We start from the raw sequence: 24,777 nt of genomic DNA on the forward strand, positions 1-24,777 counted from the left end.
AGCCACAGAAACGACTAGCCGCCGATTAGGGCCTCAAGCTTTAACGGCCGCACCGCGCCGAGCCACAGGGCACGGTCGCGGTGATCGAGCAGTTCGTTGTCGGTAATCGGGTGGATCAGCACCACCAGGCCGCCGCGTTGCAGCGCCAGCCAAGGCACCAGCTCACCGAACAGCGCTGGGCGGAAGGCCAACTGGCAACTCCAGTCCGGGTGCGGTCCCACAGGTTTTTCGTGCATACGGCCCATGCTCAGGTCGAAGCGCTGCGCCGCCGCCTCACACAGAGCGCGCGCCTGGGGCAGGGTAGTGGCGTCGAAGTAGACGTGGGCGTGGTACCCACGAATACGTGGCAGCTCGTCAAGCATCACGTCCTCCCCTACTCAGGCCACACCTGGCCGGCCACACCTAGCCAGCCGCCAGCTGCCGGCGCAGTTCGGTTAGCACTGGCGCGCTGTCGGGGCGCACACCGCGCCACAGGTAAAAGGCCTCGGCCGCCTGCTCCACCAGCATGCCCAGGCCGTCTAGGGTGCGCGCGGCGCCGTGCGCGGCGGCCCAGCGGTTGAACGCGGTCGGCGTATTGGCGTACATCATGTCGTAGCACAGCGTCTGCCCCGGCGCGATCAGGCTCGGCGCCAGCGGCGGCAGTTCGCCGGCCAGGCTGGCCGAGGTGGCGTTGATGATCAGGTCCACCGGGGCGTCGATCCAGTCGAAGCCGCTGGCCACCACTGGGCCCAGGTCGGCAAATTCATGGGCCAGTTGCTCGGCCTTTGCCACGGTGCGGTTGGCGATCACCACGCAGGCTGGCTGTTCGGCCAGCAACGGCGCCAGTGCACCGCGCGCCGCGCCGCCGGCACCGAGCAGGAGGATGCGCAGGCCGCGCAGCTCAATCCCGGCGTTGACCGTCAGATCACGCACCAGGCCGGCACCGTCGGTGTTATCGCCCAGCAGGCGGCCGTCATCCAGACGCTTGAGGGTGTTCACCGCACCGGCGCGACGCCCGCGCTCACTGAGGGTGTCGGCCAGGCGAAAGGCTTCTTCCTTGAACGGCACGGTGACGTTGGCGCCCAGGCCCTCGGCAAAGAAAGCCCGGGCACACCCGCTGAAATCCTCCAGCGGCGCCAGCAGGGCCTCGTAGCTGAGCGTCTGGCCGGTCTGCTCGGCGAACAGGCGGTGGATCAGCGGCGACTTGCTGTGGCCGATGGGGTTGCCGAAGACGCAATAGCGGTCCATGGAAAGTCCTGTAACGGTAGAAATCTACGAAACTGACGCCGTCCTGTAGGAGCCCCGACTCGGGGCGAAAGCGATTGCAGCCATGCACACAATCTGCAGCGCGACCGCCATTCGCCGCGGGGCGCGGCTCCTACACGAATTAGCTGCGCTGCTACGCGAGCCAATCACGATCGGTCAAAAAATACTCGGTCAGGCGCGCTTCCTCACTGCCCGGCTCGGCCTTCCAGTCGTAGCCCCAGCGCACGCTCGGCGGCAGCGACATCAGGATCGATTCGGTACGCCCGCCCGACTGCAGGCCGAACAGGGTGCCGCGGTCGTAGACCAAATTGAACTCGACATAGCGACCGCGGCGGAACTCCTGAAATTCGCGCTGCTGCTCGGTGTAGGCCATGGCCTTGCGCCGCTGCACGATCGGCAGGTAGGCGTCGATGTAGGCATCGCCGATGGCGCGCATAAAGGCGAAGCTGGTGTCGAAATCCCACTGGTTGAGGTCATCGAAGAACAGCCCGCCGACCCCGCGCGGCTCGCCGCGGTGCTTGAGGTGGAAGTAGCGGTCGCACCACTCTTTGTAACGCGGGTAGACATCGGCGCCGAAGGGCGCGCAAGCGTCGCGCGCCACACGGTGCCAATGCACACAGTCTTCCTCATGGGCGTAATAGGGCGTCAGGTCGAAGCCGCCGCCAAACCACCAGACCGGCTCCTCACCTTCCTTCTCGGCGCTGAAGAAGCGCACGTTGGCGTGGGAGGTCGGCACATGGGGGTTGTGCGGGTGGATCACCAACGACACGCCGAGGGCTTCAAAACCGCGCCCGGCCAGCTCCGGTCGATGGGCGCTGGCCGAGGGCGGCAGGCCGGCACCAAAGACGTGGGAGAAGTTGACGCCACCCTTTTCGATCAGTGCGCCGTTCTCGATCACCCGCGTGCGCCCACCGCCGCCGGCCGGACGCTCCCAGGCGTCTTGGTAGAACTGCGCGGCGCCGTCTTCAGCTTGCAGGGCGGCGCAGATACGGTCTTGCAGGTCGAGCAGGTAGGCCTTGACGGCCTCAGTACGATCACTCACGGCGGCACCTTGAAAGCGGGTAAGGCTGCCCAGCAGCAAAGGGCTGAGCGGCGAAATCGGCGGCAAGCATAACATTTGCCACCACGCGGCCGCAGTTGACGCCCGTCAATGGAGAGGGTTGGATAGGCCCCTCTCTCGCGTCAGGAGTCCGACATGGCCAAGCGTATCCAGTTCAACCGCCACGGCGGCCCCGAAGTCCTCGAATACGGCGACTATCAGCCCGCCGCTCCCGGCCCCCATGAGGTTCGGGTGCAGAACAAGGCCATCGGCCTGAACTTTATCGACACCTATTTCCGCAGCGGGCTGTACACCCCGCCTGCGCTACCCTCGAGCCTGGGCACCGAAGGCGCCGGCGTGGTTGAAGCCGTCGGCAGCGCGGTCGAAGGCTTTGCCGTGGGCGACCGCGTGGCTTATGCCACCGGCCCTCTGGGCGCCTACAGCGAGCTGCATGTGCTGCCCGCCGACAAGCTGGTGCACCTACCGCAGACGATCAGCTTCGAGCAGGCTGCAGCGGTGATGCTCAAGGGCTTGACCGTGCAGTACCTGCTGCGCCAAACCTATGAGATCAAGGGCGGCGAGACCATTCTGTTCCACGCGGCCGCCGGTGGCGTAGGCTCCTTTGCCTGCCAATGGGCCAAGGCTTTGGGCGTCAAACTGATCGGCACGGTCAGCTCGGCGGAAAAAGCTGCGCGCGCGATGGCTCAGGGCGCCTGGGCGACCATCGACTACAGCCACGAGAACGTCGCCCAGCGCGTGCTGGAACTGACCGACGGCGCCAAGTGCCCGGTGGTCTACGACGGGGTCGGCAAGGACACCTGGGAAACCTCGCTGGACTGCGTCGCCCCGCGCGGGCTGCTGGTCAGCTTCGGCAACGCCTCGGGCGCGGTCAGCGGGGTCAACCTGGGCATCCTCGCGCAAAAGGGCTCGCTGTATGTCACTCGCCCAACCCTGGCCGGTTACGCCAACACGTCGACTCGCCTGCAGGCGATGGCAGACGAGTTGTTTGGCATGATCGCCAGCGGCGCGTTGCAGGTGGAGATCAGCAACCGCTATGCCTTGCAGGATGCCGCGGCGGCGCAGATCGCCCTCAGCGCCCGGCAAACCACCGGTTCGACCATCCTGCTGCCGTAACCCTAGGGTGCGCCGTGCGCACCGGGGTCAGATACAGACTCTAGGTGCGCACGGCGCACCCTACACACGGACGCATTGATAAAGTCGCGCGGCCACTCAGGACGGCCGCACCACATCGCCGGTGCGCAGATCACGGATCAGGCTGGGGTTACGGCGCCCGCCCAGGGCGCCACCCAGCACGCCGTCCAGGCTGTCGCCGAAATACTGCTGCACGCGCAGACGACTGCGTGCCGAAGGCCGACCGGCCGGGTTGGCCGAGGTGGACACCAATGGCCCGGTCAGCGCGGTGAGGGCGCAAATCAGTGGATGATTACTGACCCGCAGGGCAACGCTGTCGTGCTGGCCGCTGATCCACTGCGGCAGTCGGCCCTGGTGCGGCACCAGCCAGGTGATAGGCCCCGGCCAGGTGCTGGCCAGGCGCTGCTGCCAGATGTCCGGTAGATCATCGAGCAGAAAGTCGAACTGCTCCATAGCGCCGGCCACCAGAATCAGGCCCTTGTGCACCGGCCGGTCCTTGAGCGTCAGCAGCCGCTCGACTGCCAACACATCCCAGGGATCACAGCCCAGCCCCCAGACCGCCTCGGTCGGATAGGCGATCACCCCGCCCTGACTGACCGTTCTCGCTGCCTGTTGCACTTGCCACGTGTTGACCATTACTAAACTCCCCTGACGTCATGCGGGCAGTGTATCCAAGGCAGAGGCAGCCGCGAAGAAGCGTCAACCGCGCCCCACCCAGAGCACGCCCTCGCGCGCCACTCGGCCGTCGAGTTCCAACTCGGTCAGGGCGCCGAGTACCGCCGACAAGCTCCAGCCGGTGGCGGCGACCAACGCTTCACTGCTGTGGGGCGCGGCATGCAGCAGGGCCAGTAGTGGATGATCATTGGTCGGCGCTGCGACCTCGGCGACTGGCGCTGCCACGGTCGGGGTGTGCCAGCCGCGCAGGGCTTCCAGAATGTGCTCGATGCTTTCCACCAGGGTCGCGCCTTCGCGGATCAACTGGTGGCAACCCCGGGCGCCTGGATGGTGGATGGATCCGGGAATCGCGTAGACCTCGCGGCCCTGCTCAGCCGCCAGCCGCGCAGTGATCAACGAGCCGCTGGAGGGGCTGGCCTCGACCACCAGCACACCAAGGGACAGGCCGCTGATGATGCGGTTGCGCCGCGGGAAATTGCTCGCATGGGGCGGGGCGTCGAGCGGCAGTTCCGAAACCAGGGCGCCGCCGCGGGCCACGATATCCGCCGCCAGCCCCTTGTGCCGCGCCGGGTACAGGTGACACAAGCCCGTGCCGAGCACCGCCACCGTATGCCCCTCGGCATCCAGCGCGCCCTGGTGCGCGGCGCCATCGATACCCAGTGCCAGGCCACTGGTGATGACGAAACCGCCACCGGCCAGGCTGCGGGCGAAGCGCTGGGCAGTATCCAAACCCGGCCGCGAGGCATTGCGGCTACCGACCACGGCCAGCTGCGGCCGTTCGAGCAACCCTGGATCACCCGCCACAAATAACAGTGGCGGGGCATCGGACAGCTCGGCCAGCAAACCCGGGTAGGTGGGCGCATCCCACATCAGCAGGTGGTGCTGCGGCGCGTCGAGCCAGGCCAAAGTGGCCTGGGCCCGCTCACGAATACTCGCGTCGCGCCGTGCATCGGCACAGGCCGCTGGCAAACGCAGGGCACGCCAGGCACTGGCCGGTGCACTGAGCGCGGCACTGGCACTGTCGAAGGCGCTGAGCAGAGTGTGGAAACGCCGCGGACCTAGCTCCGGGAGCAGGTGCAGGCGAATACGGGCATCGAGTTCGGCGGGAGAAACCCCGCAAGAGAGTGGCGACATAGGGATCATCCTTGATCAGTCGCGCCGCGACACGGCGGCAGAAAGCACGAGCCCCGCGCAGGCGGGGCTAGTCGGTATTACGGGTTGCGGACCTTGTCCATCACCGCCAGCTGGCGGCTGGCTTGCAGGATCAGCCCGTAGCTGAGCTTGTCGTAGGTGCGGAACACCATCAACAGGCCGGCGCGCTCGTCGGGGATCTTCACCGACTCACCGGTGACGCGGTCGCGTACCGTTTCGCCAGTCTTGTACACCGCCAGCACGTTACCTTCGACCAGACCATCGCGGGCACCACGGTTGAGCGTGACCACATCGAACTGACCGATCTGGTTGACACCGCGCGGTACGTCGAGGATCAGGCCGCGAATCTCGTCCTTAGGTTCGCTGGGCATAAAGGTGGAATTGACGGCACGCTCTTCGGTGGGGAACAGCCGATCACCCAGGCGTACTTCCTGGGTGGAGCGCGACAGCATCAGAGTGCCAACATCGCCTTCCTCGGCGACGATCTCACCGGTACCGATATCGTCGGCGTTGATGCCGAGGAATTCCTCGGTCTCCGGGTCGATGTAGGTCTTACCCTGGCGGAAGATGCCATAGACCGGCGCCGTTTCGTCGAACTGACCCCGGGCGTAGACCCGATCACCGGCCCCGCTGACCACACGTTCGGCATTGCCGGCAACCACGTAGGGCTGGCCTTCGAAGGCTTCCGGGGTGTCGACGATGCGGTTTCTCAGCAGGAAGCTGTTGATCGCCTCCAGGGGAATAGTCGGAATCGCCTCGGCCATCGGCGTGCTGCGCACCTGCGGCGACAGCTTGATGGTGCCGCGCGACTCACCACGGTTGAGCATCAGGCGCGGCTGACCGTCGATGTACACCAGGCTGAGTTGGTCGCCGGGGTAGATCAGGTGGGGGTTTTCCACCTGCGGGTTGGCGTGCCAGATTTCCGGCCACTTCCACGGCTGGCTAAGGAACTTGCCAGAGATGTCCCAGAGTGTGTCGCCTTTGACCACCGTGTAGCGGTCCGGATGACCGTCCCTGAGCTGCACATCGGCCTGGGCCAAACCGCCTGCGGCGAGCAGCAGCAGGGCGAGTAGTGATTTCCTCATGCGGTGAATCCCTTTATTATGTGCCTTCGTGTGAAGCGCCCTAGCGCCGCGGTGAAACCCAGTTGTTATGCGGCCTGAGGCCGTTTTTCAATGCTGCTCATCATCTTAGCAGCGGATTTTGACTTTATTCCACAAGTGCATCACAAACCCTTATGGCGATTCTAAACATCCTCGAATTTCCCGATCCGCGCCTGCGCACCATCGCCAAGCCGGTGGACGTGGTCGACGACGCCCTGCGTCAGTTGATCGACGACATGTTCGAAACCATGTACGACGCGCCAGGCATCGGGCTGGCCGCGACCCAGGTCAATGTGCACAAGCGCGTGGTGGTCATGGACCTGTCCGAGGACAAGTCCGACCCGCGGGTGTTCATCAACCCCGAGTTCGAGCCGCTGACCGAGGAAATGGACCAGTACCAGGAAGGCTGTCTGTCGGTGCCCGGTTTCTTTGAAAACGTCGACCGCCCGCAAAAGGTCAAGATCAAGGCCCTGGACCGTGACGGCCAGCCCTATGAGCTGATCGCCGAAGGCCTGCTGGCCGTGTGCATTCAGCACGAATGCGATCACCTCAACGGCAAGCTGTTCGTCGACTACCTGTCCAACCTCAAACGCGACCGCATCAAGAAGAAGCTGGAAAAACAGCACCGCCAGCAGGCTTGAGCCACACCCTTCAAAGGCTTGCACCCAGGCTGCGTGAGAACGTCGCGAGCGAAGGTTAAGCAAGGAAAAAACAGGCGAGGAAGCGGAGTGTACGAGCTGTACATGAGCATTCCGACTGAGCTGGCAATCCAGCCTGTTTTTGACGCCGCATAACCGAGCGCAGCAGTTCTCACGTAGCCTGGAAGGCAAGCCTTTATCTTTAGCGAGCCCCCATGACTGAAGCACTGCGTATCGTCTTTGCCGGCACCCCGGAATTCGCCGCCGAACACCTCAAGGCCCTGCTCGACACGCCGCACCAGATCGTCGCGGTGTACAGCCAGCCGGATCGCCCAGCCGGGCGCGGACAAAAGCTCACGCCCAGCCCGGTCAAGCAACTCGCCGTGCAGCACGATATTCCCGTGTACCAGCCGCAAACCCTGCGCGACCCGGCCGCCCAGGCCGAGCTGGCCGCACTCAAACCCGATTTAATGGTGGTGGTGGCCTACGGCCTGATCCTGCCGCAAGTGGTGCTCGACATCCCACGCCTGGGCTGCATCAACAGCCATGCCTCGCTGCTGCCACGCTGGCGTGGCGCGGCGCCGATCCAGCGCGCGGTAGAAGCCGGCGACGCTGAAAGCGGCGTGACCGTGATGCAGATGGAAGCCGGCCTCGACACCGGCCCGATGCTGCTCAAGGTCAGTACGCCGATCAGCGCCAGCGACACCGGCGGCAGCCTGCATGACCGCCTCGCCAGCCTCGGCCCCCAGGCCGTGGTGCAGGCGATTGCCGGGCTGGCTGCCGGCAGCCTGGTCGCCGAGGTGCAGGACGATGCCCTGGCCACCTACGCGCACAAGCTCAACAAGGACGAAGCGCGCCTCGACTTCAGCCGCCCAGCCGCAGAGCTGGAGCGCCTGGTGCGGGCCTTCCACCCCTGGCCGATCTGCCACAGCACCTTGAATGGCGAAGCCATCAAGGTGCACGCCGCCCATAAAACCGAGGGGCAGGGCGCGCCGGGGACCATTCTCGCCGTCGACAAGCACGGCCTGAGCGTGGCCTGTGGCGAAGGCGCACTGTGCCTGACCCGCCTGCAACTGCCCGGCGGCAAAGCGCTGAACTTCGCCGACCTGTACAACAGCCGCCGCGAGCTGTTCGCCGTCGGCCAGGTGCTCGGCGCATGAACCCGCGCCTCGCCGCCGCCCGCGCCCTGGCCAGCGTCCTGGCCGGCAAGGCCTCCCTGGGCAGCAGCCTGCCGCCATTGCTGGATCGGGTAGAAGCACGGGACCGTGGCCTGGCCCAGGACCTGGCCTTCGGCACCGCGCGCTGGCAACCGCGCCTGGCGCTGATTGCCGAACAGTTGCTACAAAAACCCTTCAAGGCCGCCGACCGCGATGTCGAAGCGCTGCTGCTCGTGGGCCTCTACCAGCTGTTCTACACCCGCATTCCCGCCCATGCCGCCATCGGTGAAACCGTGGCCTGCATCGACAAGCTGAAGAAGCCCTCGCTCAAAGGCCTGCTCAACGCCGTGCTGCGCAATGCCCAGCGCGAAGGCGAGGCGATCATCGCCCAGCTGGATCGCGACCCGGTGCTGCACACCGCCCACCCGCGCTGGCTGCAGAAAGCCCTCAAGGCCCACTGGCCGGAGCACTGGCAGGCCATCTGTGCGGCCAACAACGCCCATCCGCCGCTGATTCTGCGGGTCAACCGTCGCCAGGGCAGCCGTGATGCCTACCTGGCCCAGCTCGCCGATGCTGGCATCGAGGCCAGCGCCTGCGCCTTCAGCCGCGACGGCATCGTCCTGGCCCAGGCCTGCGACGTGACCCAGCTGCCCGGCTTCGCCGCCGGCCAGGTCAGCGTGCAGGACGAAGCGGCGCAACTGACCGCCGACCTGCTCGACCTGGCCCCCGGCCAGCGCGTGCTCGACGCTTGCTGCGCACCCGGCGGCAAGACCTGTCACCTGCTCGAAGCCGAGCCGGCGCTGGCCGAGGTGGTGGGCGTCGACCTGGAAGCCAAACGCCTGGTGCGGGTGCGCGAGAACCTCGCCCGCCTGGGGCTCAGCGCCCAGCTGATCGCCGCCGATGGCCGCGACACCGCCGCCTGGTGGGACGGCCAGCCGTTCCAGCGGATTCTCCTCGATGCGCCCTGCTCGGCTACCGGGGTGATCCGCCGCCACCCGGATATCAAACTGACCCGCACCGCCGCGGACATCGACGCCCTGGCGCAGCTGCAAGGCGAGCTGCTCGATGCGCTCTGGCCGACCCTGGCCGACGGCGGTGTGCTGCTCTACGCCACCTGCTCGACCCTGCCCACCGAGAACACCGAGGTCATCGCCGCATTTCTCGCGCGCACCGCCGATGCTCACGAGCAGGTGATCGACGGGCCATTCGGCCTGGCTCAGCTCCACGGCCGGCAATTACTGGCGCAGGAAGGCGGCCACGATGGCTTTTACTATGCCAAGCTGATGAAAATCGCTGCCGCACCGCGCGGCTGAGGAACAGACTGCATGAAGATCATCATTCTCGGCGCCGGCCAGGTCGGTGGTACGCTGGCCGAACACCTGGCCAGCGAAGCCAACGACATCACCGTGGTCGACACCGACGGTGACCGCCTGCGCGACCTCGGCGACCGCCTGGATATTCGCACCGTGCAGGGCCGGGGCTCCTTTCCCACCGTGCTACGCCAGGCCGGCGCGGATGACGCCGACATGCTGATCGCCGTGACCAACAGCGATGAAGTCAACATGATCGCCTGCCAGGTCAGCTACACCCTGTTCCACACGCCGACCAAGATCGCCCGCGTGCGCGAGCCGGCCTACCTGACCCGCGCCGGGCTGTTCGACAACGAAGCCATCCCGATCGACGTGCTGATCAGCCCCGAGCAAGTGGTGACCAACTACATCAAGCGCCTGATCGAATACCCCGGCGCCCTGCAGGTCATCGACTTCGCCGAGGGCAAGGCGCAGCTCGTGGCGGTACGTGCCTATTACGGTGGGCCGCTGGTCGGCCAGCAACTGCGCCAGTTGCGCGAGCACATGCCCAACGTCGACACCCGCGTGGCGGCGATCTTCCGCCGTAACCGGCCGATCATCCCCAAGGGCGACACGGTGATCGAGGCCGATGACGAAGTCTTCTTCATTGCCGCCAAAGCCCACATCCGCGCGGTGATGAGCGAAATGCGCCGCCTCGAGGACAGCTACAAGAAGGTGGTGATCGCCGGCGGCGGCAACATCGGCGAGCGCCTGGCCGAAGCCATCGAAAGCCGTTACCAGGTGAAGATCATCGAGATGAACCCGGCGCGCTGCCGCTACCTCTCGGAGAACCTCGACAGCACCATCGTGCTGCAGGGCAGCGCCTCGGACCGCGACCTGCTGGTGGAAGAGAACATCAACGACGCCGACATCTTCCTGGCCCTGACCAACGATGACGAAGCCAACATCATGTCCTCGCTGCTGGCCAAGCGCCTGGGCGCGCGCAAGGTGATGACCATCATCAACAACCCAGCCTATGTCGACCTGGTGCAGGGCGGTGAGATCGACATCGCCATCAGCCCGCAGATGGCCACCATCGGTACCCTGCTGACCCACGTGCGCCGTGGCGACATCGTCAGCGTGCACTCGCTGCGCCGTGGTGCGGCCGAGGCCATCGAGGCCATCGCCCATGGCGATGCCAAGTCGAGCAAGGTGATCGGCCGGCGCATCGCCGATATCGCCCTGCCGCCGGGTACCACCATCGGCGCGATCATCCGCCACGAGGAAGTGCTGATCGCCCACGACGCCACGGTGATCGAATCGGGCGACCATGTGATCCTGTTCCTGGTCGACAAGAAGTACATCCGCGATGCCGAGCGGCTGTTCCAGGTCGGCCTGACGTTCTTCTAAAAACGCCGATCAACCGAAGGAGGGAGGCCTTGTGAGCACTGACGCGCTGGAAAAAATGCTGGCCAAGGGCATCGACAATGCCCTGCTGCGTTTCGGCCTGGGCAAGGCGCATCTGGATGCCGGCAACGCCGCCCTGGCGTCTGAGCACCTGCAGCGCTGTGTGGCCTTCGACCCGGCCTATTCCGCCGCCTGGAAGCTGCTGGGCAAAGCCCTGCAGGCCAGTGGCAACGCAACCGGCGCCGGTCAGGCCTGGCAGCAGGGCATCGCTGCCGCTCAGGCCAAGGGCGACAAGCAGGCCGAGAAGGAAATGACCCTGTTCCTGCGCAAGCTGGAGAAGGCTGCGCAGGCCTGATCAGTTGATGCTGTAGCCGCGCCCACTGAGGCAGGCGCCGAGGGCGCGTCGGTAGTAATCGCTGGTACTCGCCGCCGGTGCACGGGTGGCGCTGGCGGGGTCGAAGCCGCTCTGGCTGACCGCCCAGGTGTGGCACTCGTAGCGGTCGCGGGCTTGCAGATCGGCATCCTGGCCCCGGGCCGGGTAGGCAATGACCGTGTAGTTGGCGGCAGGTGCCGTGCTGGCCACCGGGGGCGCCTCAACCACCACGTACTCTTTGCGGTCGGCATTCCACATGTAATAGGTGCCCGCCGCGACGAAGTACAGCGCGCTGCCGATCCACAGCTCACGGGCGAAATCCGGCAAGCCATGCCCGTGCCGCGGCCCTGGCCCACCCCAACCCGGCCCAGGGCCGCCATGCCGTACGCCGGGACCGCCCCCCGGTCCACCTGGGCCTGCCAGAGCACTCAAGGACAGGGTCGTCAGCAGCAGGGCAGCAACAGCGGTACGCAGGTGGAATGGCTTCATCTTGGGCTCCGAGGCGTCTAACCGCCCGTGCGGGTGTACGGGCAGGCTGCATTATCCAGAGGCCTGTGCAAGCGCAGGTCAGGCTGCTGTAAATACAATGTAAAGCCTGAGTTGGCGCCTTGTTCAGCGGCGCGCCTGGGCCTCGCGAGTCAGCAGGTCGATAAATGCCTGGGCCAGCGGCGAGCGTTCCTGGCGGCGCTTGACCAGCCACACCGCGGTGGTCGCATCGGCATCGAGCAGGGTGCGAAACACCACGCCGTCGATGCGGATCCGGCGGAACGAGGAGGGCAGCACCGAAACGCCAAGCCCTGCCGCGACCAAGCCGATGATGGTCAGCGCCTCGTGCGCTTCCTGGGTGATGCGCGGGCTGAAACCGGCCTGCCGCGCAAGGTTGAACAGCTGCCCATAGAGCCCTGAGCCGTAACTACGCGGAAAGAACACAAAAGGCTCGGCGGCCAGTTCGGCCAGGCTCAGGCCGTGCTCCTGCTCGCCCGCCAGCGGGTGACCGGCATGCAGCAGGGCCACCAGCGGCTCGCGCAACAACTCCACGGCATCCAACTCGGCGGGCAGCTCCAGTGGGCGGATCATGCCGACCTGCAGCTTTTTGTCGACCAGCGCCTGGCTGACCTCGCGGCTGGTCATTTCCTGCAGGTTGAGGTGCACCGCCGGGAACGCCTGGCGAAAGGCGAACACGGCCTGGGGGATGATCGAGACAAAGGGCGCGGAGGAGGTGAAGCCGATCTGCAGCTCACCGATCTCGCCCTGCTCGGCACGCCGCACCACATCCACCGACTTGCTCACCTGGGCCAGGGTCTGGCGGGTTTCCTCGAGGAACAGCCGGCCGGCATCGGTGAGGGCCACATGGCGGTTGCTGCGCTCGAACAAACGCACCCCCAGTTCCTGCTCCAGGGCCTGGATCTGCTGGCTTAACGGCGGCTGGGAAATGCCCAGCAGCTCGGCGGCCCGACCAAAGTGCAGCTCCTCGGCGACGGCCACGAAGTAGCGCAGATGACGCAGTTCCATTCAACACTCCATAAGTCGTAAAACCTATTGATCGTGTCGAATATTATATTGGAAAGAACTTGCTGGCCTCTTTATCCTGACGCCATTCCCACTGACAACACACCCACGTCATGCCGGTATTTACCTGTGCATGCGGCCGCGTTTTGCTCGGGAAACGCGTATGCAAGAGGACACCATGAGTCAGCCCGCACCCTGCACCCCCGCCGATAAAGCCCCTGCCCCTGAGCGCGTCTCGGCAGAGCCTGTGTATATCCAGAAAGGCACCCGCGCCTTCCTGCGCAGCATTCTCGCCATGTGCAGCGGCGGCTTTGCCACCTTCGCCCTGCTGTATTGCGTGCAGCCGATGATGCCGATGCTCTCGCTGCAATTCGGCCTGAACGCGGCGCAGAGCAGCCTGATCCTCTCCGTCTCCACCATTACCCTGGCCATCGGCCTGCTGATCACCGGGCCGCTGTCCGATGCCCTGGGGCGCAAGCCGGTGATGGTGGTCTCGCTGTTCGCTGCGGCACTGTTCACCGTCGGCAGCGCACTGATGCCAACCTGGGAAGGCGTGCTGATCATGCGCGCCCTGGTCGGCCTGGCGCTCAGCGGCCTGGCCGCCGTGGCCATGAGTTACCTGAGCGAAGAAATAAACCCGCTGCACCTGGGCCTGGCCATGGGCGTGTACATCGGCGGCAATGCGATTGGCGGCATGAGCGGGCGCCTGCTCAGCGGCATTCTGGTCGATTACATGTCCTGGCACGCGGTGCTCGGCACCTTGGGCGGCTTTGGCCTGCTGGCGGGGCTGCTGTTCTGGCGCCTGCTGCCCGAGTCGCGCAACTTTCGCCCGCGCTCCCTGCGCCCACGCAGCCTGCTGCAAGGCTATACGCTGCAGTTTCGCGACGCCGGGCTGCCATGGCTGTTCCTCCAGGGCTTCCTGCTGATGGGCGCCTTCGTCACACTGTTCAACTACATCGGTTACCGGCTGATCGAAGCACCCTTCCGCCTCGACCAGACCAGCATCGGCCTGCTCTCGGTGGTCTACCTGTCCGGTATCTACAGCTCGGCGCAGATCGGCGCCCTGGCCGATAAGCTGGGGCGACGCAAGGTGCTCTGGGCGATGATCGGGCTGATGCTCGGCGGCCTGGGCCTGACCCTGTTCGATGTGCTGCCAGTGATTCTGCTCGGCATGCTGCTGTTCACCTTCGGCTTCTTCGCCGCGCACTCGGTGGCCAGCAGCTGGATCGGCCGCCGCGCCACCCAGGCCAAGGGCCAGGCCTCGTCGCTGTACCTGTTCTGCTATTACCTGGGCTCCAGCGTTGCCGGCACCCTGGGCGGGCTGTTCTGGCAGGCGGCTGGCTGGGATGGCATCGGCCTGTTTATCGGCACGCTGTTGCTGGTGTCACTGGCGGTGGCGGTCCACCTGTCACGCTTGCAGGCGCTGCCGTTGGCTATCCAGCCGCGTTAAAGGCGGCCCAGGCCGACGGCAAAACACGCCTCGGCGGTGCGGATGCGATGCGATGCGCCGCTAGACGGCCACTGCCGCACGTTGCGGCAGAGCGCGCACGATGGCGCTGAGCAACATGCCGTAGAGCGGCACGAAGAGAATCAGGCTGATGGCCAGCTTGATGACGTAGTCCACCGTGGCGATCTCCACCCAGTTGGCCGCCATAAACGGATCGTCGCTGTGCCAGAAGGCCACCGAGAAAAACAGGAAGGTATCCAGCAGGTTGCCGAAGATGGTCGAGGCGGTGGGGGCGATCCACCATTGGCGCATCTGCCGCAGGCGGTCGAACACCTGAATGTCCAGCAACTGGCCAAGGGCATAGGCCAGGAAGCTGGCCACGGCGATACGGAAGACAAACAGGTTGAACTCACCCAGCGCCATCAGCCCACCGAAGGCGCCTTCGTGGAATAGCACCGAGACCACATAGGAGGCGACCAGCGCGGGCAGCATGACCCGCGCGATCACGACCCGCGCCGAGTGCTTGCCGATCAGGCGCACGGTCAGGTCGGTGGCAAGAAAGATAAAGGGAAAGCTGAACGCGCCCCAGGTGGTGTGCCAGCCGAACAGGGTGATCGGCAGCTGCACCAGGTAGTTGCTGGCGATGATGATGAGAATGTGAAATGCGATCAGGCCAGCCAATACAAAGCGGCTGACCGATGGGGGGATCAGGGTCATGTCTGTGTCCTTTTTCGTTGAATGGGGTTAGGGAACCCATTGCCGCTGCCGACATGGCCGCGAGCGGCGCGCATTCTAGGGTCTGTTGACATTTCGTCGCAAGCCGCGTTGCCGCGAAAAATCTCGCCAGGCTAGGCGGAGGACGCAGGGAATGGTTGTTCCCTTGCCAAGTCCTCCAACACCGCATGGCGAGATTTTGCGCGCAACCCGCAGGGCCGGGCCAGTTTTAGCGCGATGCAGCGTTTCTCGATGGCTCATTTAGCCCACTAAACTTCGCATCTCGTGCCTTGCCTCGCGCTCAAACTGGCTCCGGCGCGGCCGCGAACGAAACGTCAACAGACCCTAGCCTGTTGTTGACTCGGGGGATAGGTTTTAGCAAGACGCAACCGCCCCGCTTATCCGTTGCATCAAACCTGCGGCACGACTCGCTTGGCCAGTTGGAAGTGACGCGCCCAGTAGCTGTTGTTCAGGCGGTCGATACGTACCTTAGTCCCGCGGCGCGGGGCGTGGATAAAGCGCCCTTCGCCCAGGTAGATGGCCACATGGTCCACCGCGCGCTGGCGGATCTTGAAGAACAGCAGGTCGCCCGGCTGCAGGTCGGCACGTTTGACCGATGGGACATCGAGGCGAGACAGGGCACGGGAAGTACGCGGCAGATCGAGGTCGTCCAGCGGCTTGAAGACGTATTGCACCAGGCCGCTGCAATCGAAGCCCTGGCGGGGGCTAGTGCCGCCCCAACGGTAGGGCGTGCCCAGCGTGGTCAGGGCGCGATCAATGACCTTATGTGCCGGAGCAAGCTCGGCCGGGCGGCTCGAGGCGGGAAAAGTCTGTATGCGAAAAGTGGCCGAGGCGTCGGTGCAAATCCCGAGTAAAACAGCGCCCGCCAGACAAAGCGATATGAAGAAATGATTCAAACCCATTAACCCAGAAAACAGCGCCGGCTTGCCCACTCCTTGCGATTCAACGCCTTGCTTATGTTAAGACGCACCTCTGCGCGTCCGAGGGACGGACAATGCAAGGTGGCGATCAGTTCAGCGGTGAATACCCAAAAACGATAAACGGCAACGTCAAGCGCCTAGCCAGAGACACTCAACACTGATCGGTCAAAAGCATGTCTGTCGCTCGGCAGAACATAGGAGCAGCCATTGCAGCGCTTTAGTCCGCCTGCTCCTCGAGCACGAAACGCAGGCCGACACCGAGGCTATCGACCCGCATCACTTCCATCTGCAGAACAGGCGCCTCGATGGGCAAATCCTGAACCTGGCCGGTGACCCGGTCGCCCAGGCTAAGGCTCGCCAGGTCGGGATGCTTGACATAGACACCGCCGTCAGAAAGATCAATGGTCTGGGCGATAAGCTCCCCGAAGCTGGGATGGCTGACCTTGATCCGGCATTTCATCGGCGTGCGGGGGTGGCGGCGCTGATTGGACATGGACGGCGGCGATCCTTGAACGAGAAACGGTCAGGGGTTAATAGCGCACTTTCTGCCGTGCGCCCAGCCCAGGGAAAAACTAATACCAGCGCGCCTCACCTTCGGGGCGCTTCTTGAAGCGCTTCATGCTCCACATGTACTGGCTCGGATAAGCCCGTACATAGCGCTCGATCACCGCACTCATGGCGGCTACGCCTTCTTCCACATCGGTGCTGTACATCGCTTCGGGGGCAGCTTCCAGAATCACCTTGTAGCCGCTGCCATCGGGCAGGCGCAGGGCATGCAGGAACACGCCCTGGGCCTTGCCGCCAGCCAGCATGCCGGGCACGAACTTGCTGGTCAGCGCCAGGGTGCCGAGGAAGGGCACGAACACCCCGCTGGAAAGGCTCGGTTCAGGATCGGCCGGGATGCCCACAGCGCCGCCTTTGCGCACCTCCTTGATGACACTGAGGATGCCTTCCTTGGTCGACGCGGCGACCCGGTTACCCATCTGCACACGCTGCTGACGCAACAGGTCATCGACCGCTTTGAGCTTCGGTGGCCGATAGAAAATGATCGGTTTGCACTGGTTGCAGTAGAAGTGGTTGAGCACTTCCCAGTTGCCCAGGTGGCTGGTGATGCCGACCACACCCTTGCCGGACGCCAGAGCCTGTTGCAGCACCTCAAGGCCTTCGACCTCGCGGATCAGACCGAGGGACTTCTGCGCCGGCCAGATCCAGGCGCAGGCGCTTTCCGTGAGGGTCTTGCCGATACCCGAGAGCGCTTCACGCAGCAGTTGATCGATAGCAGCCTCATCCAACTCCGGGAAGCATTTGCTCAGGTTGATGCGGGTGACCTCGCGCGAGCCATTGGGCAGCTTCCACATCAGCCAGCCAATCATCCCACCGAGGGCCTGGACCACGCGCCACGGCAACAGCGCAAACAGGCGCAGGAAACCGACCACCAGGGCGCCCTTGAATTTTTCCACGACAGACTCCAACCGCTCGAAAGGCGTCAAGTGTACCGGCCAAGCCTGGCGCAGTCAGTAAAGGCTGGTTCGCTGCCTGTGCTGCATATCGCGCTCGTAAGTCTCGACATCGAAGTTTGCGTCGATGCAGCGGAAGATCTCGCCCGCGCTTGGCAGGCTGGCACGCTCGACCTGGCGGGCGGCATCCCACAGACCGGAACGCAGCACTGACTTGGCACACTGGAAATAGCAGCTGTGGATATGGATGCGCAGCACGCTGCGCGGCAGCTTGCCCTGGGCCCGGCCCAACTCCAGCAACGCGGGGTCGAGAGAGATCTCGGCGCGGCCATTGACCCGCAAACTCTCGCCCACCCCAGGGATCAGGAACAGCAGGGCGACCTGCGGGTTTTCGACGATATTGCGCAGGCTGTCGATGCGGTTGTTGCCGGGGCGATCCGGCAGCAGCAGGGTCTGGTCGTCGAGAATCTGTACAAAACCCGGCGCATCGCCCCGCGGCGAGCAGTCCAAACCATCGCGGCCGACACTGGCCAGCACCGCGAAGGGCGAGGCCGCGATCAGCGCGCGGTAGGGTTCGATCAGGCGGGGCAGTTCCTTGCGCCGCGAGCGCTCATGGCTTTCGCCATACAGCGCCTGCAATTCATCCAGCGTGGTGATGGTAGTCATGACGCCCTCAGCTGCGCGTAGCGGTCACAGTCGGTGGTGTGATCCATCACCATACCCGTGGCCTGCATAAAGGCATAACAGATGGTCGGCCCGACAAAGGTGAAGCCGGCCTTTTTCAACGCCTTGCTCATCGCCTCGGCTTCGGCGGTGACCGCCGGTACCTGGCTGCGCTCGCTGAAGTGGTTGATCTTCGGCTGCCCACCGACGAACGACCAGAGCAGCGCCACCGGGTCTTCCAGTTGCAGCCAGGCCTGAGCGTTCTGCCGGGCCGCCTTGAGCTTGAGACGGTTGCGGATGATGCCGGGGTCCTGCATCAACAGCTCGATCTCCTCGTCGCTCAAACGCGCCAGACGTTCCGGATCGAAGCCGTGCAGCACCTGGCGATAGCGCTCACGCTTCTTCAGCACAGTGATCCACGACAGCCCGGCCTGGGCGCCTTCGAGCAGCAGCATCTCGAACAGATGCCGCGCATCGCGCTGCGGCACGCCCCATTCCTCGTCGTGGTAAGCCTGGTACAGCGGGTCGTCGTTACACCAGAAGCAGCGGCGCATGGCAGTGGGCCTCGGTCGGGAGAGAAGCCGACTATAGCGGTGCATCATCGCCTTGTAGGAGCGAATTTATTCGCGATAGCCGCCACCATGCCGGCCCAGGATGGCGAATAAATTAGCGCCTACTCCAGCCCGCTCCGCGCCTTGTCCTGCGGGCTGGGCCGGTTTTCGATATACTCCCCGGCTTTCCGTCGCAGCCCAACAGGTGAATTTTTCGTGAGCCAGACCAAGCCTGCCGTGCGCACCTTCCAGGACCTGATCCTCGCCTTGCAACAATACTGGGCCGAGCAGGGTTGTGTGGTGCTGCAGCCTTACGACATGGAAGTGGGCGCCGGCACCTTCCACACCGCCACCTTCCTGCGCGCCATCGGTCCCGAGACCTGGAACGCTGCCTACGTGCAGCCTTCGCGCCGTCCCACCGACGGCCGCTATGGCGAGAACCCCAACCGCCTGCAGCACTACTACCAGTTCCAGGTGGTGCTCAAGCCGAACCCGGAAAACTTCCAGGAGCTGTACCTCGGCTCGCTGAAGGCCATCGGCGTTGACCCGCTGGTGCACGACATCCGCTTCGTCGAAGACAACTGGGAATCGCCGACCCTCGGCGCCTGGGGTCTGGGCTGGGAAATCTGGCTCAACGGCATGGAAGTCACCCAGTTCACCTACTTCCAGCAGGTCGGTGGCCTGGAGTGCTACCCGGTGACCGGTGAGATCACCTACGGCCTGGAGCGCCTGGCCATGTACCTGCAGGGCGTCGACTCGGTCTACGACCTGATCTGGACCGACGGCCCCTTCGGCACCGTGACCTACGGCGATGTGTTCCACCAGAACGAGGTGGAGCAGTCGACCTACAACTTCGAGCACGCCAACGTCGAGAAGCTGTTCGAGCTGTTCGACTTCTACGAGTCGGAAGCCAATCGCCTGATCGAGCTTGAACTGCCCCTGCCGACCTACGAGATGGTGCTCAAGGCCTCGCACACCTTCAACCTGCTCGACGCCCGCCGCGCCATTTCGGTGACCGCGCGTCAGCAATACATCCTGCGCGTGCGCGCCCTGGCCCGTGCCGTGGCGCAGAGCTACCTGCAGGCGCGGCGCAAACTCGGTTTCCCGCTCGCCACCCCCGACCTGCGTGATGAAGTACTGGCCAAGCTGGAGGCTGCAGAATGAGTACCCGTGATTTTCTCGTCGAACTGGGCACTGAAGAGCTGCCACCCAAGGCGCTGAAAACCCTCGGCGAAGCCTTCCTCGCCGGTATCGAAAAGGGCCTCAAGGCCGCTGGTCTGAAGCACGGTGCCGTACGCTTCTTCGCCGCGCCACGTCGCCTGGCGGTGCAGATCGAGCAGCTTGAAGAGCAGCAAGCCGACCGTTCGATGAACCTCGACGGCCCGCCCTTGCAAGCCGCCTTCGACGCCGACGGCAACCCGACCCAGGCGGCCCTGGGCTTCGCCAAGAAGTGCGGCGTCGACCTCGCCGAAATCGACCGCAGCGGGCCGAAGCTCAAGTTCAGCCAGCACATTCCCGGCCAGCCTGCGGTCAAGCTGCTGCCGGTGATCGTGCAGGATTCCCTGAATGATCTGCCGATCCCCAAGCGCATGCGCTGGGGCGCGCGCCGCGACGAGTTCGTGCGGCCGACCCAGTGGCTGGTGATGCTGTTCGGTGACGACGTAGTGGACTGCGAAATCCTCACCCAGAAGGCCGGCCGGGTTTCCCGTGGCCACCGCTTCCATGCCAACCACGAGGTGCGCATCAGCAGCCCGCTGAGCTACGCCGAAGACCTGCGCAGCGCCTATGTGATTGCCGACTTCGCCGAGCGCCGCGCGCAGATCATCGCCCGTGTCGATGAACTGGCTGCGGCAGAGCAGGGCACGGCCATCGTGCCGCCAGCGCTGCTCGATGAAGTCAGCGCCCTGGTCGAATGGCCGGTGCCGCTGGTCTGCTCGTTCGAGGAACGCTTCCTGGAAGTACCGCAGGAAGCGCTGATCACCACCATGCAGGACAACCAGAAGTACTTCTGCCTGCTGGATGCCGCCGGCAAGCTGCTGCCGCGCTTTATCACCGTGGCCAACGTCGAGTCCAAGGACCCGGCGCAGATCGTTTCCGGCAACGAGAAGGTGGTGCGTCCGCGCCTGACCGACGCCGAGTTCTTCTTCAAGCAGGACAAGAAGCAGCCGCTGGAAACCTTCAACCAGCGCCTGGCCAACGTGGTCTTCCAGGCCCAGCTTGGCTCGGTCTACGACAAGGCGCAGCGGGTCAGCGCACTGGCCGGCTTTATCGCCGAGCGCATCGGCGGCGACGCCCAACGCGCGGCCCGTGCCGGCCTGCTGTGCAAATGCGATCTGGCCAGTGAAATGGTCGGCGAATTCCCGGAAATGCAGGGCATCGCCGGCTACTACTACGCCAAGCATGACGGCGAGCCGGAAGACGTCGCCCTGGCGCTGAACGAGCAGTACATGCCGCGTGGCGCCGGCGCCGAACTGCCGAGCACCCTGACCGGTGCTGCCGTGGCCCTGGCCGACAAGCTGGATACCCTGGTCGGGATCTTCGGTATTGGCATGCTGCCCACCGGCAGCAAAGACCCCTACGCCTTGCGCCGCGCCGCCCTGGGTGTGCTGCGCATCCTGATCGAGAAGCAGCTGGACCTCGACCTGGTCGCGACCATCAGCTTCGCCGTGCGCCAGTTCGGCAGCAAGGTCAAAGCGGCCGGTCTGGACCTGCAAGTGCAGGACTTCGTCTTCGACCGCCTGCGTGCGCGCTACGAAGATGAAGGCGTTGATGTGGCGGTGTATCAGGCCGTGCGTGCGGTCAACCCGGTTTCGCCGCTGGACTTCGACCAGCGCGTGCAGGCCGTGCAAGCCTTCCGCGCACTGCCCCAGGCCGCGGCGTTGGCCGCTGCCAACAAGCGCGTATCGAACCTGCTGGGCAAGGCCGAAGGCAAGGTAGCGACTCAAGTCCAGGCGCATTACTTCGATACGCCGGCCGAGTTCGCCCTTAACGCCGCCATCCAGCAAGCCGACCAGGCCGTGCAACCCATGGCCCAGGCACGCCAGTACAGCGCCGCCCTGACGCATCTGGCAAGCCTGCGCGAGCCGGTCGACAGCTTCTTCGAAGCGGTGCTGGTGAATGCCGAGAACCCGGACGTACGCGCCAACCGCTACGCCTTGCTGGCCAAGTTGCGTGGGCTGTTCCTCGGCGTGGCGGACATTTCCGTTCTGGGCTGATGCCCAGCAGCGGCAAGCTGCAAGTCACACGCTCCACGCGAGCGGCGCTGGCTTGCAGCTTGATGCTTGGAACTTGCAGCTATGAAATTACTGATTCTCGACCGCGACGGTGTCATCAACCATGACTCCGACGCCTATATCAAAACCCTGGATGAGTGGCTGCCCATTGACTCGTCCATCGCCGCCATTGCGCGACTGTCACGAGCCGGCTGGACGGTCGCCGTGGCCACCAACCAATCTGGTCTAGCCCGCGGTTACTATGACCTTGCCACCCTCGACAGCATGCACGCGCGCTTGCGCGAGCTGGTGGCCGAGCAGGGCGGTGAGGTTGGGCTGATCGTGCATTGCCCGCACGGCCCGAATGACGGCTGCGACTGCCGTAAACCCAAACCCGGTATGCTGCAGCAGATCGCCACGCACTACGGCGTCAGCCTGAGCGGCGTGTGGTTTGTCGGTGACAGCCGCAGTGACCTGGATGCAGCCCTGGCCGTCGATTGTCAGCCGGTGCTGGTACGCACGGGCAAAGGTGAACGCACACTGAGCATGCCATTGCCAGCCGGCACCTTGGTATTCGATGATTTGGCGGCAATTGCCGCGCAGCTTATCCACTGACAACGCAGGCCCGGCCTGCAACGGTAAATCTCCCCATGTCGACCGTGCCACTTCTCAGAACCGTTCTCTTCTATTTCCTGCTGGCTTCCACGTCCTGCATCTGGTGCATCGTCAGCGTGTTCGTCGCACCCTTCCTGTCGTTTCGCGCACGCTACCGCTTCGTCGTGCAGAACTGGTGCCGCTGTGCGACCTGGCTGGCCAAGGTGGTGGTCGGTATCCGCTACGAGATCAAGGGCCTGGAAAACATCCCCGAGCAGCCCTGCGTGATTCTCGCCAAGCACCAGAGCACCTGGGAAACCTTCTTCCTGTGCGGCTACTTCGAGCCCCTGAGCCAGGTGGTCAAGCGCGAGCTGCTGTATGTGCCGTTTTTCGGCTGGGCCATGGCCATGCTCAAACCCATCGCCATCGACCGCAGCAACCCCAAGGCCGCGCTCAAGCAACTGGCCAAGCAGGGCCACGAGCGCCTGGAGCAGAACGTCTGGGTCCTGGTGTTCCCGGAAGGCACGCGCATCCCGGTCGGGCAGATCGGCAAGTTCTCCCGCGGCGGCGCGGCATTGGCCGTCAATGCCAACCTGCCGGTCCTGCCCATCGCCCACAATGCCGGTGAATTCTGGCCCAAGGAAGGCTGGGGCAAGCGCTCTGGCACTGTCAGTGTGGTGATCGGCCCTGTGCTGCATGCAGAAGGCAGCGGCCCGCGAGCGATTGCCGACCTCAATGACCGCGCCTTTGCCTGGATCAGCCAGGCGCAAACCGAGATCGGCGCCCTTGCGCCCCAGAGTGCACCGGTAGACTCACCAGAGCCCATCTGAGCGATCTGTGGATAACCTGTTGATCAATTAATAATTTTTCACAGAAAGCATCCGTAACTATCTGATTTATGTAGTTTTTATGCTGAACTCGAATTGTCGATAAATTGGGCATAAGTTTTATAGTGACATCCTCGCAACAGAGTTCACGGTCTGCGCAGGCACAAACAGCTAAGCTGCTAAGAGACTCCACTGCCAAGCACCTCCCACTAAAGCTTTGACGAAACGGAATTCGTAACCATGCTTTCGATCTACCAGCTCAAACCCCGCTTTCAGAACCTGCTGCGCCCGCTGGTGCAGCGGCTCTTCAAGCATGGTGTAAGCGCCAATCAGGTCACCCTCAGCGCTGCCATCGTGTCGGTGCTGATCGGCCTGCTTCTTGCCATCTTCCCCGGTCACCTCTGGCTGTTCGCCCTGATCCCGCTGTGGATGCTGCTGCGTATGGCCCTTAATGCCGTGGATGGCATGCTCGCCCGGGAATTCGGCCAACAATCCACCCTCGGCGCTTACCTCAACGAACTCTGCGACCTGATCGCCGATGCCGCGCTGTTTCTGCCTTTCGCCTTGTTGCCTGGGGTTTCCCCGGTGCTAGTGGTATTGCTGGTGATCGGCGCACTGATCAGCGAATACGCCGGCGTCATGGGGCCAATGGTCGGCGCTTCACGCCGCTACGACGGCCCGATGGGTAAGAGCGACCGCGCCTTCTGCTTTGGCGTGCTCGGCGCCGGCGTGGCCAGTGGTTTGCTACCCCTGAACTGGATCGACCCGGTTCTTGCGGTAATCACTGCTCTGCTGCTGTATACGCTGTACAACCGCGTACGCCAGGGGTTGGCGCAGGCGGCTTCCTCCAGCGAGGAATAGGAGGTGCGATGGCCGCTCAAGCTGGTGACAGCAGAGATGCCATCAAACAGGATTCACCAAACTACCCTCCAGCGCCATGCCCTGAAGCCCACCCTGCTGCTGCCATGGCGTTCACAGGTCCGACTCGGTTAGGAAATAAGGAAATACCCATGCTTGCGTCCCTGATCGCCTTTTTTATCACTTCCGCTGCGCGATTGCTCACCGGTGCCCGCGCCTTGTGGCTGGGCAGCACCGCCCAAGCGGTACAGCGCATCTACTACGCCAACCACAGCAGCCATGGCGACTTCGTGTTGCTCTGGGCTTCGCTACCGGCAGAGTTGCGCAAGCGTACCCGCCCGGTGGCCGGTTCGGACTACTGGATGAAAGGCGCGCTGCGCAGTTTCCTGATCCAGCGCGTGTTCAACGGCGTGCTGGTCGACCGGCAACGCAGCGAGCCGAGCAGCAATCCGCTGCAGGCGATGCTCGATGCCCTGGAGCAGGGCGATTCGCTGATCGTCTTCCCGGAAGGCACGCGCAACATGGAGGATGGTCTGCTGCCGTTCAAGAGTGGCCTCTACCACATGGCCAAGGCGCGGCCGGATGTCGAGGTGATACCCGTGTGGATCGCCAACCTCAACCGGGTGATGCCCAAGGGCCGCGCCCTGCCGTTACCGTTGCTGTGCACCCTGAGTTTCGGCGCGCCACTGGGCCTGGATGAAGAGGAGGGCAAAGACGCCTTCCTCGAGCGCGCGCGCAACGCCCTGCTGGCCCTGGCTCTCGAGGAGGTTTGAG

Annotated in this window: 27 protein-coding genes; 13 read left to right on the forward strand and 14 right to left on the reverse strand. The window is 64.4% G+C overall.

The genetic code is table 11. The annotated features are described in order from the left end of the window. Nucleotides 1–14 precede the first annotated feature (14 nt). From BMW49_RS15740 to hemF, 3 genes are all read right to left on the reverse strand, one after another. Complete coding sequence (locus BMW49_RS15740) at nucleotides 15–362, reverse strand: DOPA 4,5-dioxygenase family protein (RefSeq protein ID WP_069521653.1); 348 nt, start codon at nucleotides 360–362, stop codon at nucleotides 15–17. A gap of 40 nt (nucleotides 363–402) precedes the next feature. Then, on the reverse strand, nucleotides 403–1,227 hold the full coding sequence (aroE, locus tag BMW49_RS15745; RefSeq protein WP_069521654.1) for a shikimate dehydrogenase: 825 nt from the start codon (nucleotides 1,225–1,227) through the stop codon (nucleotides 403–405). 151 nt (nucleotides 1,228–1,378) lie between these two features. Continuing rightward, complete coding sequence (hemF, locus tag BMW49_RS15750; RefSeq protein WP_069521682.1) at nucleotides 1,379–2,287, reverse strand: oxygen-dependent coproporphyrinogen oxidase; 909 nt, start codon at nucleotides 2,285–2,287, stop codon at nucleotides 1,379–1,381. 153 nt (nucleotides 2,288–2,440) lie between these two features. Between hemF and BMW49_RS15755 the strand changes: the two genes are divergently transcribed. Then, nucleotides 2,441–3,418, forward strand: coding sequence for an NADPH:quinone reductase (locus BMW49_RS15755; RefSeq protein ID WP_069521656.1), 978 nt, complete (start codon nucleotides 2,441–2,443; stop codon nucleotides 3,416–3,418). A gap of 96 nt (nucleotides 3,419–3,514) precedes the next feature. Here the strand turns inward: BMW49_RS15755 and tsaC are convergent, their stop codons facing one another. From tsaC to BMW49_RS15770, 3 genes are all read right to left on the reverse strand, one after another. Then, nucleotides 3,515–4,072 (reverse strand): L-threonylcarbamoyladenylate synthase type 1 TsaC, encoded by a 558-nt coding sequence (gene tsaC, locus BMW49_RS15760; protein WP_069521658.1) that lies wholly within the window; start codon nucleotides 4,070–4,072, stop codon nucleotides 3,515–3,517. A 63-nt stretch (nucleotides 4,073–4,135) separates the two neighbouring features. Beyond that, nucleotides 4,136–5,254: a DNA-processing protein DprA gene (gene dprA, locus BMW49_RS15765; protein ID WP_069521660.1), complete on the reverse strand. Its 1,119-nt coding sequence runs from the start codon at nucleotides 5,252–5,254 to the stop codon at nucleotides 4,136–4,138. Nucleotides 5,255–5,322: 68 nt separating this feature from the next. Further along, entirely contained in the window at nucleotides 5,323–6,348 is a 1,026-nt protein-coding gene (locus BMW49_RS15770) for a LysM peptidoglycan-binding domain-containing protein (RefSeq protein ID WP_069521662.1), read from the reverse strand. A 152-nt stretch (nucleotides 6,349–6,500) separates the two neighbouring features. Here BMW49_RS15770 and def point away from each other — a divergent pair, with 152 nt between their 5' ends. From def to BMW49_RS15795, 5 genes are all read left to right on the forward strand, one after another. Continuing rightward, complete coding sequence (def, locus tag BMW49_RS15775; RefSeq protein ID WP_069521664.1) at nucleotides 6,501–7,007, forward strand: peptide deformylase; 507 nt, start codon at nucleotides 6,501–6,503, stop codon at nucleotides 7,005–7,007. A 212-nt stretch (nucleotides 7,008–7,219) separates the two neighbouring features. Further along, nucleotides 7,220–8,164 (forward strand): methionyl-tRNA formyltransferase, encoded by a 945-nt coding sequence (gene fmt, locus BMW49_RS15780; protein ID WP_069521667.1) that lies wholly within the window; start codon nucleotides 7,220–7,222, stop codon nucleotides 8,162–8,164. Next, nucleotides 8,161–9,474, forward strand: a complete 1,314-nt coding sequence (rsmB, locus tag BMW49_RS15785) for a 16S rRNA (cytosine(967)-C(5))-methyltransferase RsmB (protein WP_069521669.1) — start codon at nucleotides 8,161–8,163, stop codon at nucleotides 9,472–9,474. The genes fmt and rsmB overlap by 4 nt, the downstream gene beginning before the upstream one ends. 12 nt (nucleotides 9,475–9,486) lie before the next feature. After that, a complete protein-coding gene (gene trkA, locus BMW49_RS15790; RefSeq protein WP_069521670.1) occupies nucleotides 9,487–10,860 on the forward strand; it encodes a Trk system potassium transporter TrkA in 1,374 nt (457 codons plus the stop codon). Between the two features lie 55 nt (nucleotides 10,861–10,915). Continuing rightward, the gene (locus tag BMW49_RS15795; protein WP_371850897.1) at nucleotides 10,916–11,212 is read left to right on the forward strand and encodes a hypothetical protein; all 297 of its coding nucleotides are present in this window, start codon (nucleotides 10,916–10,918) and stop codon (nucleotides 11,210–11,212) included. On the opposite strand, the gene BMW49_RS15800 is transcribed toward BMW49_RS15795, so the two are convergent. Next, nucleotides 11,213–11,719, reverse strand: coding sequence for a hypothetical protein (locus tag BMW49_RS15800; RefSeq protein ID WP_069521674.1), 507 nt, complete (start codon nucleotides 11,717–11,719; stop codon nucleotides 11,213–11,215). It abuts the gene before it with no gap. A gap of 123 nt (nucleotides 11,720–11,842) precedes the next feature. Next, nucleotides 11,843–12,742: a LysR family transcriptional regulator gene (locus BMW49_RS15805; RefSeq protein WP_069521676.1), complete on the reverse strand. Its 900-nt coding sequence runs from the start codon at nucleotides 12,740–12,742 to the stop codon at nucleotides 11,843–11,845. Between the two features lie 175 nt (nucleotides 12,743–12,917). Between BMW49_RS15805 and BMW49_RS15810 the strand changes: the two genes are divergently transcribed. Beyond that, the gene (locus BMW49_RS15810) at nucleotides 12,918–14,189 is read left to right on the forward strand and encodes an MFS transporter (protein ID WP_069521684.1); all 1,272 of its coding nucleotides are present in this window, start codon (nucleotides 12,918–12,920) and stop codon (nucleotides 14,187–14,189) included. Nucleotides 14,190–14,249: 60 nt separating this feature from the next. Here BMW49_RS15810 and BMW49_RS15815 read toward each other — a convergent pair whose 3' ends face one another. The 6 genes from BMW49_RS15815 to BMW49_RS15840 all read right to left on the reverse strand — a co-directional run bounded on the left by BMW49_RS15815 (nucleotide 14,250) and on the right by BMW49_RS15840 (nucleotide 18,515). Then, on the reverse strand, nucleotides 14,250–14,903 hold the full coding sequence (locus tag BMW49_RS15815) for a 7-cyano-7-deazaguanine/7-aminomethyl-7-deazaguanine transporter (RefSeq protein WP_069521678.1): 654 nt from the start codon (nucleotides 14,901–14,903) through the stop codon (nucleotides 14,250–14,252). A gap of 407 nt (nucleotides 14,904–15,310) precedes the next feature. Further along, nucleotides 15,311–15,823, reverse strand: coding sequence for a C40 family peptidase (locus BMW49_RS15820; protein WP_069519361.1), 513 nt, complete (start codon nucleotides 15,821–15,823; stop codon nucleotides 15,311–15,313). Between the two features lie 235 nt (nucleotides 15,824–16,058). Further along, complete coding sequence (locus BMW49_RS15825; protein ID WP_069519362.1) at nucleotides 16,059–16,334, reverse strand: PilZ domain-containing protein; 276 nt, start codon at nucleotides 16,332–16,334, stop codon at nucleotides 16,059–16,061. 79 nt (nucleotides 16,335–16,413) lie between these two features. Further along, nucleotides 16,414–17,301 carry a lysophospholipid acyltransferase gene (locus BMW49_RS15830; RefSeq protein WP_069519363.1) on the reverse strand — a complete coding sequence of 296 codons (888 nt, stop codon included), beginning with the start codon at nucleotides 17,299–17,301 and terminating at the stop codon, nucleotides 16,414–16,416. A 54-nt stretch (nucleotides 17,302–17,355) separates the two neighbouring features. Beyond that, on the reverse strand, nucleotides 17,356–17,964 hold the full coding sequence (locus tag BMW49_RS15835) for a pyridoxamine 5'-phosphate oxidase family protein (protein WP_069519364.1): 609 nt from the start codon (nucleotides 17,962–17,964) through the stop codon (nucleotides 17,356–17,358). Further along, nucleotides 17,961–18,515: a DNA-3-methyladenine glycosylase I gene (locus BMW49_RS15840; RefSeq protein ID WP_069519365.1), complete on the reverse strand. Its 555-nt coding sequence runs from the start codon at nucleotides 18,513–18,515 to the stop codon at nucleotides 17,961–17,963. Before BMW49_RS15840 ends, BMW49_RS15835 begins: the two co-directional genes overlap by 4 nt. Before the next feature lie 213 nt (nucleotides 18,516–18,728). Between BMW49_RS15840 and glyQ the strand changes: the two genes are divergently transcribed. The 6 genes from glyQ to BMW49_RS15870 all read left to right on the forward strand — a co-directional run bounded on the left by glyQ (nucleotide 18,729) and on the right by BMW49_RS15870 (nucleotide 24,776). Then, complete coding sequence (gene glyQ / locus BMW49_RS15845) at nucleotides 18,729–19,676, forward strand: glycine--tRNA ligase subunit alpha (protein ID WP_069519366.1); 948 nt, start codon at nucleotides 18,729–18,731, stop codon at nucleotides 19,674–19,676. Continuing rightward, a complete protein-coding gene (glyS, locus tag BMW49_RS15850) occupies nucleotides 19,673–21,727 on the forward strand; it encodes a glycine--tRNA ligase subunit beta (protein WP_069519367.1) in 2,055 nt (684 codons plus the stop codon). The genes glyQ and glyS overlap by 4 nt, the downstream gene beginning before the upstream one ends. Before the next feature lie 81 nt (nucleotides 21,728–21,808). Next, nucleotides 21,809–22,339, forward strand: coding sequence for a D-glycero-beta-D-manno-heptose 1,7-bisphosphate 7-phosphatase (gene gmhB / locus BMW49_RS15855; protein ID WP_069519368.1), 531 nt, complete (start codon nucleotides 21,809–21,811; stop codon nucleotides 22,337–22,339). A 35-nt stretch (nucleotides 22,340–22,374) separates the two neighbouring features. Next, the gene (locus tag BMW49_RS15860) at nucleotides 22,375–23,148 is read left to right on the forward strand and encodes a lysophospholipid acyltransferase family protein (protein ID WP_069519369.1); all 774 of its coding nucleotides are present in this window, start codon (nucleotides 22,375–22,377) and stop codon (nucleotides 23,146–23,148) included. Nucleotides 23,149–23,385: 237 nt separating this feature from the next. Then, nucleotides 23,386–24,006: a CDP-alcohol phosphatidyltransferase family protein gene (locus BMW49_RS15865; RefSeq protein ID WP_069519370.1), complete on the forward strand. Its 621-nt coding sequence runs from the start codon at nucleotides 23,386–23,388 to the stop codon at nucleotides 24,004–24,006. 149 nt (nucleotides 24,007–24,155) lie between these two features. Continuing rightward, nucleotides 24,156–24,776, forward strand: a complete 621-nt coding sequence (locus BMW49_RS15870) for a lysophospholipid acyltransferase family protein (protein ID WP_069519371.1) — start codon at nucleotides 24,156–24,158, stop codon at nucleotides 24,774–24,776. Nucleotide 24,777 lies beyond the last annotated feature (1 nt).

The organism is Pseudomonas cuatrocienegasensis (assembly GCF_900110925.1).
Taxonomy (GTDB): Bacteria; Pseudomonadota; Gammaproteobacteria; order Pseudomonadales; family Pseudomonadaceae; genus Aquipseudomonas; species Aquipseudomonas cuatrocienegasensis.

Bases quoted from the DNA above. Each gene is read 5' to 3' on its own strand.
- glyS (WP_069519367.1), top strand. From the start codon at position 19,673: ATGAGTACCCGTGATTTTCTCGTCGAACTGGGCACTGAAGAGCTGCCA.
- BMW49_RS15870 (WP_069519371.1), top strand. From the start codon at position 24,156: ATGCTTGCGTCCCTGATCGCCTTTTTTATCACTTCCGCTGCGCGATTG.
- BMW49_RS15820 (WP_069519361.1), bottom strand. From the start codon at position 15,823: ATGGGTTTGAATCATTTCTTCATATCGCTTTGTCTGGCGGGCGCTGTT.
- BMW49_RS15805 (WP_069521676.1), bottom strand. From the start codon at position 12,742: ATGGAACTGCGTCATCTGCGCTACTTCGTGGCCGTCGCCGAGGAGCTG.
- aroE (WP_069521654.1), bottom strand. From the start codon at position 1,227: ATGGACCGCTATTGCGTCTTCGGCAACCCCATCGGCCACAGCAAGTCG.
- BMW49_RS15740 (WP_069521653.1), bottom strand. From the start codon at position 362: ATGCTTGACGAGCTGCCACGTATTCGTGGGTACCACGCCCACGTCTAC.
- BMW49_RS15795 (WP_371850897.1), top strand. From the start codon at position 10,916: ATGCTGGCCAAGGGCATCGACAATGCCCTGCTGCGTTTCGGCCTGGGC.
- BMW49_RS15815 (WP_069521678.1), bottom strand. From the start codon at position 14,903: ATGACCCTGATCCCCCCATCGGTCAGCCGCTTTGTATTGGCTGGCCTG.
- def (WP_069521664.1), top strand. From the start codon at position 6,501: ATGGCGATTCTAAACATCCTCGAATTTCCCGATCCGCGCCTGCGCACC.
- trkA (WP_069521670.1), top strand. From the start codon at position 9,487: ATGAAGATCATCATTCTCGGCGCCGGCCAGGTCGGTGGTACGCTGGCC.
- BMW49_RS15770 (WP_069521662.1), bottom strand. From the start codon at position 6,348: ATGAGGAAATCACTACTCGCCCTGCTGCTGCTCGCCGCAGGCGGTTTG.
- gmhB (WP_069519368.1), top strand. From the start codon at position 21,809: ATGAAATTACTGATTCTCGACCGCGACGGTGTCATCAACCATGACTCC.
- BMW49_RS15860 (WP_069519369.1), top strand. From the start codon at position 22,375: ATGTCGACCGTGCCACTTCTCAGAACCGTTCTCTTCTATTTCCTGCTG.
- BMW49_RS15755 (WP_069521656.1), top strand. From the start codon at position 2,441: ATGGCCAAGCGTATCCAGTTCAACCGCCACGGCGGCCCCGAAGTCCTC.
- BMW49_RS15865 (WP_069519370.1), top strand. From the start codon at position 23,386: ATGCTTTCGATCTACCAGCTCAAACCCCGCTTTCAGAACCTGCTGCGC.
- BMW49_RS15835 (WP_069519364.1), bottom strand. From the start codon at position 17,964: ATGACTACCATCACCACGCTGGATGAATTGCAGGCGCTGTATGGCGAA.
- BMW49_RS15825 (WP_069519362.1), bottom strand. From the start codon at position 16,334: ATGTCCAATCAGCGCCGCCACCCCCGCACGCCGATGAAATGCCGGATC.
- rsmB (WP_069521669.1), top strand. From the start codon at position 8,161: ATGAACCCGCGCCTCGCCGCCGCCCGCGCCCTGGCCAGCGTCCTGGCC.
- BMW49_RS15840 (WP_069519365.1), bottom strand. From the start codon at position 18,515: ATGCGCCGCTGCTTCTGGTGTAACGACGACCCGCTGTACCAGGCTTAC.
- BMW49_RS15810 (WP_069521684.1), top strand. From the start codon at position 12,918: ATGAGTCAGCCCGCACCCTGCACCCCCGCCGATAAAGCCCCTGCCCCT.
- dprA (WP_069521660.1), bottom strand. From the start codon at position 5,254: ATGATCCCTATGTCGCCACTCTCTTGCGGGGTTTCTCCCGCCGAACTC.
- BMW49_RS15800 (WP_069521674.1), bottom strand. From the start codon at position 11,719: ATGAAGCCATTCCACCTGCGTACCGCTGTTGCTGCCCTGCTGCTGACG.
- tsaC (WP_069521658.1), bottom strand. From the start codon at position 4,072: ATGGTCAACACGTGGCAAGTGCAACAGGCAGCGAGAACGGTCAGTCAG.
- fmt (WP_069521667.1), top strand. From the start codon at position 7,220: ATGACTGAAGCACTGCGTATCGTCTTTGCCGGCACCCCGGAATTCGCC.